This window comes from Thermoflexibacter ruber, assembly GCF_900113045.1.
Classification (GTDB): domain Bacteria; phylum Bacteroidota; class Bacteroidia; order Cytophagales; family Thermoflexibacteraceae; genus Thermoflexibacter; species Thermoflexibacter ruber.
In genome coordinates, this window is record NZ_FONY01000024.1 from 57,400 (window position 1) to 73,688 (window position 16,289).

A 16,289-nucleotide genomic window follows, 5' to 3' on the forward strand; every position below is an offset into this window, starting at 1 on the left:
TTTATTTGAATCTATTGTTGATAATGCGAATGACTTTGGTTTGTTGTCCTGCTTCTTTCCTGCCCATATCCATCACATAATCAGTTGTTTTAATAGTAATTTGAGTAGCGGTAACGGTAATGTCATAGCCTACGTACTGCCAGCCTAAGCCTTGAGATACCGCAAACAAGGCGTGATTGTCTGTGAGTTTATTATTTGCATCAAAAATCGCTACCCCCAGTACATTTGCTTCTTCTCCGTCCTCCCCGTTCTCATTTTTTTCTATATCATTGAAGTAAAAAATCAGCAAATTACCTCCCGTACTAAGTGGAACTTTGCCCAAAACTGTACCATTATAGAGCTTATGCTCCCAAAGACCGTTTATAGAACCTATATATTGGCTTAAACTCGACTGCATTGCCGCATAGTTTTTGCCTTGCCAATTGCTTTTGAAAAGTTCATCAACAAAAAAATCTTTGTCTGTAAACTTAAAGGGCAATCCTAAAGTACACGCATTAGCAATAATCTCCCCAATACTAAAATTCATAGGGGTAGCAGATTTGAGCGTAAAAGAAAAACTTTTTGTCTTGTTTTTCCAAGTCCCTTTGATGATGCTTTCGTTGAACATATCTGTTATTTGCCCTTCAAAGGTTTCTAAGATTTCATCAGTATATTGCTTTTTGTGATGAAGCACTAAGCGATTTTCTGCTATGTCGTAATATCCGTCTAAATGAAGAGAGTTCCCTTTCTGCGAATTGTATCCGTAATAAGCCGAGAGCATACGCTTGTTGCTGTTATTCTCATAATATTGACTTGTAAAATACAGCCAAATAGGAAAGCGGTCTATACTCCCTGCAAACCATACACCTGCCTCTGGGCTATTTATATGCACTTGTTGGGCATGGGTAGATGCTGTTACCAACAAGAAAAGGAATAGTGCAATCAAAACTTTTTTCATCTGTCTTTTTTAGATATTGGGTTGTACTCTGTTTATCGGACTTTAATTGATATTTTTTATTTTACTAATAAAAAGTTTATCAGTGATTTATTGATTGACCTTGCAAACTTACAGCAAGTTTTGTTAGCATTTTTGACAGATGAGTAGCCTACGGTATTTGTCGAGAAAGTGATTGGGTTTGTTGAGAATTTGAAATAGAGAAGTGTGCATTCATTGGTGATATGAAAGGTTTAGTGTATTTTTGTTTTATATCCACCATTGCAAACACCATGAAAAACACACTTTACCTATTCATCTTCCTTTTTCTTTGCTTAGCAGAGGGACTTTTTGCCCAGCAAAATAGTGAAGACAGTCTTTGGGTAGCCTTAGAGAGAGAAGATTTGGCGGATTCTGTAAAAATGAGCAAGCAAATAGAATTAGCCAACCTCTATTTCCAGAAAGGAAATTACAAACGAGCTATCGAGATTTGTGAAAATGTGCTTGCTGATGCCCAAAAAAACAATTACAAAGGCATAGAAGCTGATGCGGCGCATCGATTAGGCTCCTTGCTTACCGATGAGGGCAAGTTCCCCCAAGCCCTTGATTTGCTTTTGAAAGCCGTACAACTACGAAAGGATTTAGGCGACAAACTTAATGTAGCGAGGTCATTGAACAATATTGGAGCTATTTATATAGAGCTAAAAAACTATTCCAAGGCGTTGGAGTTTATGCAAGAGGCTTTGCAAATTCTAAAAAAAGCGGAAAACTTAGGTGGAGTGGCACTTATTAGCGGGAATATTGGGAATGTGTATAACAATATGCACCAATACGATTCTGCCTTGTGGTACGTGCAACAATCTTTGCAAATTCGCAAAAAGATGCAAGACAAACAAGGGGAAGCCTACACCCTCAACTACTTAGGAGGCATTTATGAAAAACAAAACAAGCCCAATCTGGCAATCCAATACTACTTAGAAGCCTTGAAAATAGAGAAGGAGGTCAAGGATTATTATTTGATGTGTTTTTCTTATCAAAATATTGGTTATCTGTATCTAATGCTCAAAAATGCAAGTTTAGCAAGAGATTATTTCCAAAAAGCTGAGGCAGTAGCCCGCCAAATCGGTGCGTCCAAAGAGCTTTCCAAAGTCTATCGACTCTATGCCCAAGTAGATTCGGCGGAAAACAATTTCCAGCGCGCTTACCAATGGCAAATACTGCATCAACAACTCAAAGACAGTATTTTTAATGTAGAAAAAAGCAAGCAAATTGCAGAGTTGCAAACTTCTTTTGAGGTTGCCCAAAAAGAAAGTCAAATCAAAGACCTCTCTCAAAAAGCACAAATCCAAGAATTAGAAATAGAAAGACGCAATTGGCTTTTAGGAGGTTCTTTGGTACTCTTACTAATTTTAGGCTTTGCGGTTTACGAATTTGCCCATAATCGCCGCATTGAGGCACGTTACCAACTTTTGCAAAGCGAACTTAGGTGGCGCAGAAGCCAAATGAACCCACATTTTTTCTTTAATGCTATGGGAGCTATCCAAGATGTAGTTTCTCGCTCTGAAACTTCTACCGCCATCGCCTACATCGCCAAGTTTGCCAAGCTCATGCGCCAAACCTTAGAGTAGTCCCAAGAAGAATTTATAGTATTAAGCACTGAAATAGAGATGCTTCGCTATTATTTGGACTTGCAAAAACTTCGCTTCCCCCAAAAATTTACTTACCAACTCACCCATGATGAAAATTTGGAAACTGATGAAATCCTGATTCCTGTTATGCTTCTTCAGCCTATCATAGAAAATGCCATAGAGCATGGATTCAAAGAAAAGCAAGAGGGTGGTGAGCTTCTTATTTATTTTCAAAAATCTGATAATCAGCTTGCTATCTCAATCAAAGACAATGGCGTAGGTATGCCTACTTGTGAAGAAAAAACGGAAATTCAGCATGGAAAACATCGCTCTATGTCAGGACAGATTTTGCAAGACCGCATTCGCCTACTTTCTAAGCAAAGTAGCTTTCCCGTTGGAATAGAATTTGATAGTAAGCCAAATGTAGGCACAGATGTAAGCCTTCGTATGCTCTTAAAATACGCCTAAAATGAAGTTTGTTATCATAGATGACGAAGAGAAACACCGCAATTTGATTAAAAGCATTTTGAAAGAGGAGAAAAACCTCCTTTGCTCAGGGGAAGCTACTTGCGTAGCTGAAGGATTGGCTTTGATAGAGGAAACCTCTCCCGATTTGGTGCTTTTGGACATAGATATGCCTGACGGCACAGGTTTTGACTTACTAAAAAGCATTTCCCCTATTGATTTTCAGGTAGTTTTTATTACTGCTCATGACGAGTTTGCAGTAAAAGCCTTTAAATTCAGTGCTTTAGACTATTTGCTCAAACCCATAGACCCTGAAGAGTTGCTTTTAGCAGTACAAAAAGCCCCAAAAGTCCAACAGCAATCCCAAAACCAATTGCAGTTAGCCACGCTTCTGAGCAATGTAGAAAGTTTCAGCCAGCAAGTAAAAAAGCTGGTCTTAAAAGACAGCGACAATATCTACATAGTAAGCACGCAAGAAATTTTGTACCTACAAGCCCATAACAACTATACCAGTTTTTTCCTTACAGAAAACCGTAAAATTGTTGTTTCCAAGACCTTAAAAGAATACGAGCAGTTACTGGAAAACAGTGGTTTTTTCCGCACTCATCAGTCTTACCTCATTAACTTGGCGTACCTGCAACGCATAGACAAGCGCGAAGGAGGCTCTATAGTATTACAAGAAAAAATCTACCTCCCTCTTGCCCAAAGGCGTAAGGATAGCCTCTTAAAAATGTTAGAAAAATAAAAGAATAGAGAAAATTTTAATTTTTAGGAATAAATTTGCAGGTAAGTTTTATCTGCATTTCCAAATCAAAAATCTTATGCACAACGACCCTGAGTTGAATGGCAAATATCTTGGTACGATTAGTAGTGATTTTATCAAAGTAGCTGATATACTGAAAGAAACCTCTTATATGATTCGCAAAAGAGGATACTCTGATTACCCTATTTTCCCTATTTGTAAGGAGGAGATAGCTATTGGCTCGCTGTTGGCAGGAAGGAGAGAATTTGGCACAGAATGGAACTATTATGCCTCTTTTTTAAACGAGTTTATTGATAGGCAATTAGTTACAGATGAGGAATTGTTCAGGTCTGCATGGAAATCGCCTGATGAGTTTGCTTGCCTTTTTGTTGTGGATATGGACTTTATGAACTTTGTTTTTATTCCTTTCCCAGAGGACTAAGCGACTTATTTCTAAGCGACTTATTTCTAAGCGACCTCTATTTTTTGTTGGATTTCATCTAAAGCATTCATATATTGAATCTTATTAAAAGCAAAGGCAAGGGAGTGGTAACGATTGTCTGGTTTTTGATTACGCTGAAAACTATGCCAAACGATGTATTTGCGATGAATTTCTATCTTTGCCATTAAGGCACTTCTAAAATAAGTATCTGATTTACAAATCAATAGGGCAGCTCTCTTTTCGTTATCTCCATAGCCTGCTTCTGGTTCTCCAAGCAAGTGCAAAGAAGTAGTACGGAAAAGGGACAGAGGTATGCCCTCATAAATATTTGCATCTGTTTTTTCTGCTTGGTGAATGATGTGCTTTAGATTGACTCCATTGATGAAGATTTCTACTACTTTTTTTTGTCTAAGTTCTTTGATTTCAAAATGTATTTTTTGTCTGGGCTTTTTCAATAATTTATTGATTTGAGCATTATTAGTTTTATCAGATTTAATTCCTGCAATACCATACTGTAAGCGAATCTCCTCCAATTCTTTTTCAAACTCGTTGGTTTGATTAGGTAAAAACAGTAAAATTACATGAGAGATGATAGGTAGGAATGTCCCCATAGCAAACCAAAACCAGAATGACCTACCGCGAGAATAGGCGTAGTAACCACATACCGCAGGAATAGTGAGCCAAAACAAGGTCATAATGATAATAAAATCTACAAATAGCATTAGATAAATACAATTTTGCTATGAAAATATGATAAAAATAATCAATAATGAGTAAATAACAAAGCCTTTATCTTTAAAGTTTTAAAAGCTGCTTAAAAAGTATTTGTTTTTGCAGCAAGAAGGCTTCCTGTCTTAGGAAGCCTTCTTGCTGCTATTTATCTCTATGAAAACTGTTTGTACTTCTACAATTTATCAAGAATTACGTTATTAATTATCTCCTTCTTTTTCAGATGCATTAGAAGTTTCAGGCTCGAAATATACTTCACTGAAATCTCTATATTGCATAGGATTATTTTGGAAGTTTTTTACACGAGAACTAAGCAAGCGATAACACTCATCGTACCAAAGCACTATGATAGGAGCATCTCTCATCGCCAGATTCTCAGCGTCCATGAAAAGTTTATTGGCTTCGACTGAGGAGGTAGAAGCAATAGCTTTTTCATAAAGCCTGTCAAATTTCTCATTTTTGTATCTTGGAATGTTTGGATAGGAGTTTTCCCCTAATGGAGTAACGTACTTGCTATAAAACATCCAAAGGAAGTTTTGAGGGCTTGGATAGTCTGCCACCCAAGAAAGACGAATCAAGGAGAAATTACCTTTTAAGCATTTGTCCGTGATTTGGGCATGTGGTAGGATATTGATTTCTAACTGTACGTTCAAGACATCTCTTAGCTGCTTTTGTACTTCCAATGCCACGTTAGAGTGCCTATCTCCTTCTGGGTTAAGGTCAAGCGTGATTTTTGGGAAACCTTGTCCTTTGGGAAAACCTGCTTTTGCCAAATAATATTGGGCAGAGTCTATGTTGAAATCGTATCCATGTATTTTTGTGATGTCATAGTCAGGGAAAGAAGGAGGAGTCAGACCGTGCATACCCGGCTCGTAGCCTTCTCCATTAAGCACAAAATCTAAAATCTTCTTTCGGTCAATCGCAAATGAAAAAGCCTTACGTACATTTACATCTTTGAAAACTCCGTCCATGCTCATAAAAGAGAATATCTGTGTTTGCATTTCAGGTTCTCTTTGTAACTCATATTTGCTCAATCCACCGTCTTCTACTTGTGTTTCTTCTAATATCTCGATGATGTAGTCAGTAGGTAGGCGATACATCATATCCAAATTCCCTTTGCGAAACTCAAACAATTCAGTCTTTTTATCTCTAATAAAGTTGATTTCTATGGCATCTATGAAAGGCAGTTGATTCCCGTGCTTATCTTTGCGATAATATTTATCATTTTTTACCAATTTGATTTTAATATCCTCGTCTATGCTTGCTACTTTGTAAGGACCCGTGCCTACTGCTTTCACTCTCATCTCATTGCCATACTTCTCATAGGCTTCCTTAGGGAAGATGAAGGTTTGAGGACGAGCCAAATGAGTGAGGAATAGCACATTGGGAGCTTCTAAAGTAATTTGTATAGTATATTTATCTATTACCTTTATCCCTTCAATTTCTGTACTTGGAGTTTTTCCACCTACCGTCGCATCGTAGTAAGCCCTTGCTCCTTTGACTACTCCATCAAAAATATCAAAAGCACGATTATTGCGGTCTTGCGTGCAAAGTCTTGTAAAGCAATATTTTACATCTTCTGCGGTTACTTCTCGTCCAGTTCCACCGGGGAAACAAGCATCATCGTGAAATAGTACTCCTTTGCGAAGTTTAAAAGTATAGACTGTATAAGAGTCATCTACTTCGTAGCTTTCCGCTAAGGCAGGGATTACTTTGAGGTTTCCGCCTTGGTCAAACTTGAAAAGTCCCTCATATATCTGAGCGGCTACACGATAGGAATATACATCTACTATATTATGAGGGAATAAATTTTTAATGTACTCTGACTCATTCAGTCTGAATACACCTCCATAATATCTTCCCCCGTTGGCAGGTTGCAAAGATTTTGTAGTATCTTCACTTTCGCTGCCACACCCTACCAAAAATAAGCTCAGCATTACGAATTGACAGATGATAATGTTTCTCATCGGCTTCATCATTTTTATTGAGTTAAGTATCATTTGTTTCACAATAATTCAAATAAGTTTAAAATTTAAGAATAGGTTTAGAACAATGTATAGATTTTTAAACAGTTAAGTACCAAAAATTCATACCAAAAATTGAACCTAAAATCAATAAAGCCCATAGTTGAGTGCTATTTATTTAATTCTAATACCACAGGACAGTGGTCTGAAAAATATACTTTGTTCAGAATAGAACATCTTTTCAGCTTACTTTCCAAAGGCGCAGAAGCTAAATGATAGTCTATTCGCCAGCCTAAATTTTTTTCTCTTGCGCCTGCTCTTGTACTCCACCATGTATAGTTATGAGGCTCTTTATTGAAATACCTGAACGTATCTATAAATCCACTCTCCATCACTTTACTCATCCACGCTCTCTCCTCTGGTAAAAAACCAGAAGTGTTCACATTTTTTGTTGGGTTGTGTATATCTATCTCTTTATGGCAGATGTTATAATCACCGCTAATAATAAGTGCTGGTGCTTTCTGCTTGAGGTCGGTAACATAGCCATAAAAGTCATCGAGCCATTCATACTTAAAGTTTTGCCTTATTTCGCCTGTCGTTCCTGAGGGCATATATACACTTATCAATACAAAATCATTTGTTTCTATTTGCAGCAAACGTCCTTCCACATCGTATTTAGGCAGTCCAAAGCCATACTGTACTCGGTTTACTTTATGCTTTGCCAAAATAGCTACCCCACTGTACCCCTTCTTTTCTGCTGGATACCAATATACTTGATAACCCATTTGCTCAAAAACAGACAAATCTACTTGGTCAGCATTGGCTTTGATTTCTTGTAAGCAAACATAATCCGCCTGCGCAGCCTCGAGCCATTCCAAGAAGCCTTTTTTAATCACAGCCCTTATGCCGTTGATATTATAAGTAATTAGTTTCATAAAAGATTAACAATTCCAAATTAGTACTTTTTTTGCTTAAAAAGCAAGACTTACACAAATAAGAAATGAAAATAATTTTTTGGTAAACTAATTTCTTATTGAGTAAAACGGTCTTCGACAAAGATTTCTTTTTCAAAATACTCAATGATATGTATTTTGAGCAGTTTCTCCTGTCCAAGCAAATCAAAAAAAGGAAGTTTTTTGACAAGTTTCCAGTGAGGCCATCCTTGCTCATCTACTCCTTCCAATTCATAAAAACCTGAGAGGCTCAGCACTTTACATATCGCAATGTGCATGAGGTCTTGCTTTTCCTCTTTGGAAAAATTTTTTACGCCCTTCCCCAGTTCCTGCACTCCTATCATAAACAATACGCCGTTTAAGTCTGGTTTTTTTCCAAAAATATGCTCAATATTTGCTACCAGACTTTCCCAAGCATCTTCTAAATCTTGTTCTGTTTTCATCTGCCTTTAAAAGTTTTCTTTTCAAATTTCAAAATATCCTATCGAGCCACCTACCCAGTCCAAACCCTTATTAAAATCTACTCCCATCATTTTCCCTTTACTCAATCGGACAAGGTTCGTTACTACCTCCATTTTCCCATCTATACAAAGAAGCAACATGCGTATTTCTACTTTGGCGGAGATATCCAAAGTTTGGATAATCGGCTGATAATGCACTTTTTTCATCAAAATATAATTAGCGGGGTCAAGGTGCTTATCTGCATAGATTTGCTCTATGTCCGCTTTGCTTACATCAAACTTTACTCCTGCCCCTGCAAAAGAGAAAAGGGGCTTTAGCACATAGTTTTCTAAATCATCAGGAATAGAGGGAAGCTGATGCAAAAATTTGGTAGGAGGCACATACTTGCTTTTTAAGAAAGGTAAAGTGAATTTGCTAATCTTAAAGAACCAGTTAGGGTGTGCTAACCAGTTTACGTCCAAATCTTCGCGAAAATCAAAATGTAGTTCCAAGTCTTTGCGAAGGTTCAACTCGTCAAAAATAACGCGATTGTAAATCCTTTCTATCCAAATTTTCTTGCCGTTTTCCTCATAGTAAAGTTTAGTTTTCCCATTAGCTACTTTTTCACTGCGAACTTGGGTGATACAAACAGGTTTTACTCCTAAAAACCTTTCAGTGCAAGAAAAATCTATTTTTGTTTTTTGCTTATCCGGCTCTATCTCCAGCAAAATTACGTTTTCTGGCTTGCTCTCCCCTACTATGACTGTTTTAAGCGTTTCTATGTATAGTTGATTGTCCGTAACAAATTCATCTTTAAGAAAATGAGTCAAAGAAGAAGGTATGGCATAGTGCTTCCTGTATTTGAGGTTCAAAAAATGCTGGAAGCAAAAAAGGGAAGGAAAGCCTTGTAGCTCTATAAGTTGCGGGATAAGTCTTTCTGGGTTCTGCTCGTCTTGGCACAGAGCAAAATCTACTGCCATAAAGGTAGGCTGGTTATCTTCATTTGGCACGCTCAGATGTGGCGGAGTAGCTAAGTGCATCTTAGCTGCATAATCTGCTTGCCAAATTTGACCTACTATTTCTTGAGTGGCTTCTATCAAGATGTTTTTCAAGTTTTTATCTATAAAAACGGGGGTTTCGCAAATCTTGAAGGCTACTCTATAACCAAATTCCTCTGCAATGTCATCTAAGAGGGCATCGTACTTTTCTTGTGAAAATTGAGCATTAAATTGTCGGCGAAGTGTTGGAATCATAATATTGAGTATTTTTACAAAAATATAAAAGGCAATAATCAAAGTAGATTTTGTCCTTACAAATTTTTACTCAGAGGTAAATATACAAAGTAATCATTTAAAAGTAACTTTGTGTCGAAGTTTCGGTAAAAAGAGGAACATTTTTTAAAGAAAACGAATTAAACATACAAGCATCAAAAAACAGCCTAAGACTGTGATGCAAAGCTACATTTAGTTTGTAACACCCAATTAGATGACACCCAAAGAATATTTTACTAACGTTCACGAATCTATCAGCACACTTTCAAAAGGGATTAGGCTGACGTTCAGGCATTTTAAAAAAGCTATCCAAAATAAAAGACTTCGCAATACCATACCCGCTACGGACAAAAATTATTTTCAACAAGAGGCTGGCATTGTTACTTTGCAATACCCCAAAGAAAGGTTGCCTATCCCAGACGTAGGTCGTTACCAACTCCATGTGGAAATAGAGGACTGCATCGTTTGCGATAAATGTGCCAAAATCTGCCCTGTTAATTGCATAGACATAGAGTCGGTCAAAGCCTCAGAGCAAATAGGAACTGCCTCAGACGGGACTCCTATTCGCCTATATGCTACAAAGTTTGATATTGACATGGCAAAATGCTGTTTTTGTGGACTTTGTACTACGGTCTGCCCAACAGAGTGCATTACTATGACCCCAGAATACGATTACAGCGTGTTTGATATTCGCCAAATGAATTTTGCATTCAGCAAAATGACTGAGCAAGAGGTAGCCATGCGAAAAAAAGAAGCAGAAGAAAGAGAAAAAGCCAAAACTGAAAGCATCAAAGCCGAGTCAGTAAAAACAGAGATAGAACAGAAAAAAGAAGAAGGTGCAGTAGCAACTCCACCTCCTGAAAAACCTACTTTTAAGCCCAAATTCAAACCGATTATCAAAAAGTAAATTAGTTGATTTTGGGTTTCATAGAGTTATAAAAATCAAAAAGACGAACCAAATCCTCTCGCCTATCAAAGCGAATACGATTGGCAGCAACAAAGCCTTCTACCTCTCTTGCTTTGTCTTGCATGAGGGCTAAAATGTCTTTTTTAGTATCTACTAATTTTACTACTTTTTCCTCTTTCATCAACAACACATAATAAGAATCGTCTAATACCGGCACGCTCGTTCCCATCCAAGGACGATACCCCCACCCCCAAAAGCCCGTAGGATACATCATTCTGTAAGTGATGATTTCTCTATTCAACAGGGTCAGGTAGCCTTCTGCCAATAGTTCAAAAAAAGTAGGACTTTCGTAATTACCTGATTTTTTGTATGGTAAAGCATAAAAAGCACGTGGCATTTTCAGTACCTCATCAAAAAATTGGAATGATTCTACCTGAAAAGCACTGAAAGATTTGATAGTATTGTTGTATTGCAATTGGATATTATCCGTATCTAAATCATACTTTATTTTTCCTTTCAAAGTTTCCCCTGAAAAAAGATTGACTTCCCCATCGTGCCAAAAATCGCGTGAAAGTTGTTGTGCATTTGCTTTACTTTCTGCAAAAAATAAATAAAAAGAAAATATGAATAAGGTAACAAAAAATATATTTTTCATCTGCTTTCATTGTTTAAATGATACACTAACCCAAAACTCACATTCTTATCTACTTAACGTATTTTGCACTTCATAAGGTTGCAAAAAATCTTAAAACAATGATAATTAGTATTAAATTAATCCAATCCTAATGATGTCTATTGGCATCAAACACGATTTTCTTGACAGATTTCTACTAAGACCCCGTTGGTCGTTTTAGGGTGCAAAAAACACACTAATTTGTTGTCTGCGCCTTGTTTGGGTACTTCATTCAAGAGTATAAAGCCTTCGTTTTTAAGCCTTTGCATTTCAGAGATAATATCCTCTACTTCATAGGCAATGTGGTGAATTCCCTCCCCTCTTTTCTCAATAAACTTGGCGATAGGGCTATCTTCTCGGCTGGCTTCTAATAGTTCTATTTTAGTTTCCCCTAATTGAAAAAAAGAAGTAACAACTCCTTCGGATTCAACTTTTTCTTCTTTGTAGGCTTCTTTGCCAAATAGCTTTGAAAAAAGTTCATTAGAAGCTTTGATACTTTTTACTGCTATGCCTATATGTTCTACTTTTAAAAAGCCTTGATTTGGCATAAAATATTGATTTATAATTAATTATCTAAATAATTTAGTATTAGATGATGCTTGGGTTACTCACTCATTGCCAATATCAGGTCAAACTCCTCTTTTTTCAAAGGCATGACCGAAAGTCGCGACTGACGAATAAGGGCAATATTTTGCAATTCAGGCGTTTCCTTAATTTTTTGCAAACTGACAGGATGCTTGAGTACTTGATAAGGCTCTAAATCCACTACTACCCAGTTGGCATCGTCAGTAGTAGGGTCTTGGTAAAATTCTCTCACTACTTTGGCTATTCCCACCACTGCGGGATTATTTACGCTATGATAGAAAAAGACCAAATCTCCTTCTTTCATCGCTTTTAAGTTATTTCTGGCTTGGAAGTTCCGCACTCCATTCCAAAACGTTCTTTTTTCGTTTACAAAATCGTCCCAACTGTATGCACTGGGTTCTGATTTGACTAACCAATGATTCATCTGTTTTTTGAAATTAGAAACTATCCTCCAAATTTAACACTTTCTACTTCTTTCTTTTCAAAAAATGATGAAATAACTTTTTACAGCCTAAATTGCACACTTCCTTTGATACCAAAGCGGCTGATGTGAGGACGGTCTAAGTAGGTAAGGCGATGAACAAAGTCTATGCGTAGAAATCTGAAAATATTTTCTATGCCATAACCTACTTCTATATAAGGTTCATCTCTCAAGGCAGAAAATGTGCGGAGAGGTATGCCGTCTGGGGTTGTAACAGGAATTAGGTCAATATTTTCTTTTCGCAAGCCCCCGTATAGCACATTAGCCGTAGCTAAAAATCGCCATTTTAGCTTTTTAATCAAAGGTAAGCGATTGAAAATTAAACCCTCAAAACGATGTACATAGCTAAAAGACAAAGCCCTATCGCTTACAAATTCAAAAAAGTTCATTAGGTTAAAGGCAAAGCCATTGTAAAAATAGGTTTGATTTCCTAAATGAGCTTCCAAAAGCGGATAAGGAAGGGTATTAGGAATATATACCCCCGTCAAAGAATAAGTACCCCGCCCAAATGCTCCCATGCGTATTTGCTGAGAAATATTTGCTGAGATTTTCTGATAGTTAAAATCGCTGCCTAATACTCCTCTCATGCCTAATATCATACGCAAAGTAATAATAGGAGTATTTTTTACATTGATGGATTCGCGACTCATATCGTATTGAATGTACTGCTCTTTGAACGAAATGCGACTTTCTAAGGATACCTCCGCAGTAGAGAATGTGCGTTGTCTTTCTACTCCATCAAAAAACTCGAAGCTAAATAAGGGGTCAAAAAATTGATTTTTAAGGGCTATTTTCTGAATAAATCCTTTAGCTACATCGGTCTGAAAATAAAACTCGTTGGAAAGTTGCATAAAAGGACGACGATTATACATATTGCCCCAAAGTACAGAAGACGCAAAAAGTGCATTGCTTCTTGCACTAAAATCTGAATTGAGCAAGGCAACTTGACCTAAATCGTATTTGCTATAAAAACCAAATTGTGTCCACGGCTTGCGAGAAAGGATATAGTCAAAGCCAAGTCCGTACTTAAACCTCTCGTCCTCAGTCCCATAAGCTAAATAACCTTTTAGTATGAGTTTTTTATTAAACTCTGCATTCGTTTTAAACCCAAGCCTAATCCGATGTCCTTCGATATTATTGTTAGAGTATAGAAAAATGTACGGTCCTATATCAATTTTTCCTACTGATTTATAGCCATTTACTGCAATATCTACAATCTCTATGTAGCTTTTGACTATGGGGAGTTTTTTGATAGTATCAATCATTTGATACATATTCTTCTCTGTTATCGTCAAAGAATCGTGCCTATTTCTTTCCCAAAATGCTTTATCTTTTAGGTTAGCATCTTCCATGACTGTAATACTCTCCTTAAAAAAGTCATCGCTTTTGACCTTGTTAATGGTATATTTTTTATTGGAGATGTAAGATTTTGCCAGCAGACCCGCCCAATCGTCTTTAACATCTCCTACATCAACCAGAATACGAGTTTTAGCAGGTAGCCATGGCTGATTGGGTTCGGTAGGTTGGAGTTCTTGCTGTATTTTGATTTTCTCTATAAAGTTCAGGTTTGCTTTTTTGTCAATCGTCGCTTCTATGCGTTGCAAAGCAAAGTGATAGGTGGAATCAGTAATCCACATCGTTCCTGTAAATGCCAAATCTTGCTCTCGCTTAGGGAAAAACTCTATGCGATATGTTTTCATGCCATTGACCTGGCTGCTGTCTTTGAGGTCGTAGTCATAAAACCCCTTCCAACCGTCTGCAATAGGTGAAATAAAATCTTTATTGAGGATTTTTAGCCAATTCTGATAAAAGTTATACTGCTGAAAAGAAGTCCCAATTATCTGGGCAGATAAACTTCCATCTTCCACCGCAATACCTTGAATATTAGTCTTTTTGACAATTTCTCTTTGTTTTTCAGGATTCGCTTGCCAGTAGAAATCAGAAAGGGATTCTGAGATAAATACGGGAATAATAGGTTTACCGTCCTCCCCAGCAACAGCTTTGGCAGAGTCTATGACAGAAATAATTTGTTGAACAAGTTTGCGTTTTTTGAACTTTTCTGTGATGTTATCTACATCTAATTCTATTTTATTGTATGACTCATAACTATAAGCCTGCAAATTTCTTTTATCATTTCTTTCTTTGTTTTTTATTACATTTCGCAAAATTTCCCATGCAGGATTTTCGTAGTTTTTTGCAGAAACCACTACCTCTCTCAGTGTAGTTACTTGTGCATTTAGCTGAAAATTAATTATCTGTATTTTACCTTTTTCCACAAAACGGGTTTTAGAAGAATACCCTACAAAAGAAGCTATCAAAGAATCAGTGGGGGCATCGGTAATTATTTTATAGTAGCCATCAAAGTCTGTGGTTGCTCCATTGGAAGGACTACCCTTAAAATACACATTGGCAAAGGGAATAGGCTCACCTGTTTCTGCGTCTATTACTTTTCCCGTAATTACTGTTTGCTGAGCGAAAGTATCAAAATAAAAAAGCAATAAAACGAAAAGCAACGCTAATCTTTGTGCAACTATCCACAATGACTGCCGTAGAAATCTATCCATTAGAAGTTCTTTTAATTTAATTCTTACCAAATTTGCTGCTTGTTTATTGGCGATATATAGTCCGATGAGATGATGCAATATCCGTATTAAAAACGAAATTTTTACTTTAGAAGTTGTACATTGTTACTTCATAACCTACAAATAACTTTTAAAAAACTATAAAATTAATCTCGAAAATAGTTAAAAATTCTCTTATTTTCAAGTAAGATGAAAAAAATACTGATAAGGTTGCAAATATTCATTTTTAAAACTTTCTTATTTTTGTCTGAACCCCTTAAAAATTCTTTTCACAATGAGAAATCTACTCATATTATTACTTTGCTGCTACTGGACACATGTAACTGTTGCTCAAAAAACAAAGCAAGAACTTGATAAAGAAAGAGTGATACAGCAAAAAAAAATACAAGAAGCAGACCAAGTCTTAAAAAAAACACGGCACTTTAAAGAACTGAATATTAGCAAGTTAGATGAACTGAACAGACAGATAGAACGAAGAAATCATTTGATGAGTACTATCCTACAAGAAATTCCTCTCATAGACCAAGAAATTGCCCACGCAGATTCTCTAATAAAAACAAACGAAAAGCTACTCCAAAAACTCAAAGATGAATATGCTGAGATGATTTATCTTTCTGCAAAAGTCAATAATAGTTTAGATAAACTTTCCTTTATCTTCTCCTCTGAATCATTTAACCAGCTCACAAGGCGACTTAATTACCTCAAGCAGTATGATGAGGGTAGAAAAAAACAAATCAAGAAGATAGAAAAACACCAAAAAGAATTAGCCTCGCAAAAACAAAGACTCCAACAACAAAAAGTTGAAAAGGCAAACTTGCTTTCTGATTATGAAAATCAACAACAAAAATTAAAAGAATTGCAGAGCGAGCAATTACTTATTATTAGCTCTCTAAAAAATCGGGAGAGAGAACTTTTTATAGAAATTGAAAACCGGAAAAAGGCAATGCTACAACTTGATAAAGCAGTAACAGCCGCAATAAACCGAAGCAGTCAAATAGAAAGCAATATTACAGAAAGTCCCAGCAAAAGAACTCCTGAAAGCATCATAGTAAATACAAAATCTTTTGCAGAGGCTAAAGGCAAATTGGCATGGCCTGTGAAAGAAGGATTGATTATTGGAAGATTTGGTAAACATAAACACCCTGTTTTAGAGAACATTACTATTGAAAATCTGGGTATAGATATTCGTACTTCGCAAAATGAGGGCGTAAGAGTTGTTTATGAGGGTACGGTCATCGCTGTAAGCAAGGTAATGGGTGAGGAGTACATGGTGCTTGTGCAACATGGTGATTACTACACTGTGTATGCACGTCTTAAAGAAGTAAAAATTAAAATAGGAGAAAAAGTTAAAGCCAGAGAATGGATAGGTAAAGTAGGGATAAATGCTAATAATGGATTGTCTGAACTTCAATTTCAAGTTTGGCAAAACAAGAAAAAACTCAACCCAGAAGAATGGTTAGCAAAGTATTGAGTGGAGAAAAAAAAATACAGACTGCCCTCTAAACAGTCTGTA

The 16,289-nt window shown here is 36.6% G+C and carries 16 protein-coding genes; 6 read left to right on the plus strand and 10 right to left on the minus strand.

What is annotated here, in order from left to right; all coding sequences use genetic code 11:
• Window position 1: 1 nt before the first annotated feature.
• On the minus strand, window positions 2–937 hold the full coding sequence (locus tag BM141_RS13775) for a hypothetical protein (RefSeq protein WP_143090934.1): 936 nt from the start codon (window positions 935–937) through the stop codon (window positions 2–4).
• A gap of 269 nt (window positions 938–1,206) precedes the next feature.
• On the opposite strand from BM141_RS13775, the gene BM141_RS13780 reads away from it, so the two are divergent.
• The 4 genes from BM141_RS13780 (at window position 1,207) to BM141_RS13795 (ending at window position 4,190) form a co-directional block, all read left to right on the plus strand.
• Complete coding sequence (locus tag BM141_RS13780) at window positions 1,207–2,541, plus strand: tetratricopeptide repeat protein (protein ID WP_177217387.1); 1,335 nt, start codon at window positions 1,207–1,209, stop codon at window positions 2,539–2,541.
• A 39-nt stretch (window positions 2,542–2,580) separates the two neighbouring features.
• Window positions 2,581–3,009 carry a sensor histidine kinase gene (locus BM141_RS13785; RefSeq protein WP_091546603.1) on the plus strand — a complete coding sequence of 143 codons (429 nt, stop codon included), beginning with the start codon at window positions 2,581–2,583 and terminating at the stop codon, window positions 3,007–3,009.
• A 1-nt stretch (window position 3,010) separates the two neighbouring features.
• Window positions 3,011–3,751, plus strand: coding sequence for a LytR/AlgR family response regulator transcription factor (locus BM141_RS13790; RefSeq protein ID WP_091546606.1), 741 nt, complete (start codon window positions 3,011–3,013; stop codon window positions 3,749–3,751).
• A 76-nt stretch (window positions 3,752–3,827) separates the two neighbouring features.
• The gene (locus BM141_RS13795) at window positions 3,828–4,190 is read left to right on the plus strand and encodes a hypothetical protein (protein ID WP_091546608.1); all 363 of its coding nucleotides are present in this window, start codon (window positions 3,828–3,830) and stop codon (window positions 4,188–4,190) included.
• A 26-nt stretch (window positions 4,191–4,216) separates the two neighbouring features.
• Here BM141_RS13795 and BM141_RS13800 read toward each other — a convergent pair whose 3' ends face one another.
• From BM141_RS13800 to BM141_RS13820, 5 genes are all read right to left on the minus strand, one after another.
• Window positions 4,217–4,912, minus strand: coding sequence for a hypothetical protein (locus BM141_RS13800; protein ID WP_091546612.1), 696 nt, complete (start codon window positions 4,910–4,912; stop codon window positions 4,217–4,219).
• A 207-nt stretch (window positions 4,913–5,119) separates the two neighbouring features.
• Window positions 5,120–6,886 carry an ABC transporter substrate-binding protein gene (locus tag BM141_RS13805; protein ID WP_245764063.1) on the minus strand — a complete coding sequence of 589 codons (1,767 nt, stop codon included), beginning with the start codon at window positions 6,884–6,886 and terminating at the stop codon, window positions 5,120–5,122.
• A 167-nt stretch (window positions 6,887–7,053) separates the two neighbouring features.
• Entirely contained in the window at window positions 7,054–7,818 is a 765-nt protein-coding gene (locus BM141_RS13810) for an exodeoxyribonuclease III (RefSeq protein ID WP_091546617.1), read from the minus strand.
• Between the two features lie 95 nt (window positions 7,819–7,913).
• Window positions 7,914–8,279, minus strand: coding sequence for a hypothetical protein (locus BM141_RS13815; protein WP_091546621.1), 366 nt, complete (start codon window positions 8,277–8,279; stop codon window positions 7,914–7,916).
• A 21-nt stretch (window positions 8,280–8,300) separates the two neighbouring features.
• Window positions 8,301–9,530, minus strand: coding sequence for a hypothetical protein (locus tag BM141_RS13820; RefSeq protein ID WP_091546683.1), 1,230 nt, complete (start codon window positions 9,528–9,530; stop codon window positions 8,301–8,303).
• Between the two features lie 232 nt (window positions 9,531–9,762).
• Here BM141_RS13820 and BM141_RS13825 point away from each other — a divergent pair, with 232 nt between their 5' ends.
• Window positions 9,763–10,455, plus strand: coding sequence for a 4Fe-4S binding protein (locus BM141_RS13825; protein WP_091546624.1), 693 nt, complete (start codon window positions 9,763–9,765; stop codon window positions 10,453–10,455).
• A 1-nt stretch (window position 10,456) separates the two neighbouring features.
• Here the strand turns inward: BM141_RS13825 and BM141_RS13830 are convergent, their stop codons facing one another.
• The 4 genes from BM141_RS13830 to BM141_RS13845 form a co-directional block, all read right to left on the minus strand.
• Complete coding sequence (locus BM141_RS13830; RefSeq protein ID WP_091546628.1) at window positions 10,457–11,110, minus strand: hypothetical protein; 654 nt, start codon at window positions 11,108–11,110, stop codon at window positions 10,457–10,459.
• 146 nt (window positions 11,111–11,256) lie between these two features.
• Window positions 11,257–11,676, minus strand: coding sequence for a methylmalonyl-CoA epimerase (mce, locus tag BM141_RS13835; RefSeq protein ID WP_091546631.1), 420 nt, complete (start codon window positions 11,674–11,676; stop codon window positions 11,257–11,259).
• 56 nt (window positions 11,677–11,732) lie between these two features.
• Window positions 11,733–12,137, minus strand: coding sequence for an EVE domain-containing protein (locus tag BM141_RS13840; protein ID WP_091546635.1), 405 nt, complete (start codon window positions 12,135–12,137; stop codon window positions 11,733–11,735).
• 80 nt (window positions 12,138–12,217) lie between these two features.
• Window positions 12,218–14,758, minus strand: a complete 2,541-nt coding sequence (locus tag BM141_RS13845; RefSeq protein ID WP_091546638.1) for a DUF5686 and carboxypeptidase-like regulatory domain-containing protein — start codon at window positions 14,756–14,758, stop codon at window positions 12,218–12,220.
• Window positions 14,759–15,050: 292 nt separating this feature from the next.
• On the opposite strand from BM141_RS13845, the gene BM141_RS13850 reads away from it, so the two are divergent.
• A complete protein-coding gene (locus BM141_RS13850) occupies window positions 15,051–16,247 on the plus strand; it encodes a murein hydrolase activator EnvC family protein (protein ID WP_091546640.1) in 1,197 nt (398 codons plus the stop codon).
• Window positions 16,248–16,289: the final 42 nt, after the last annotated feature.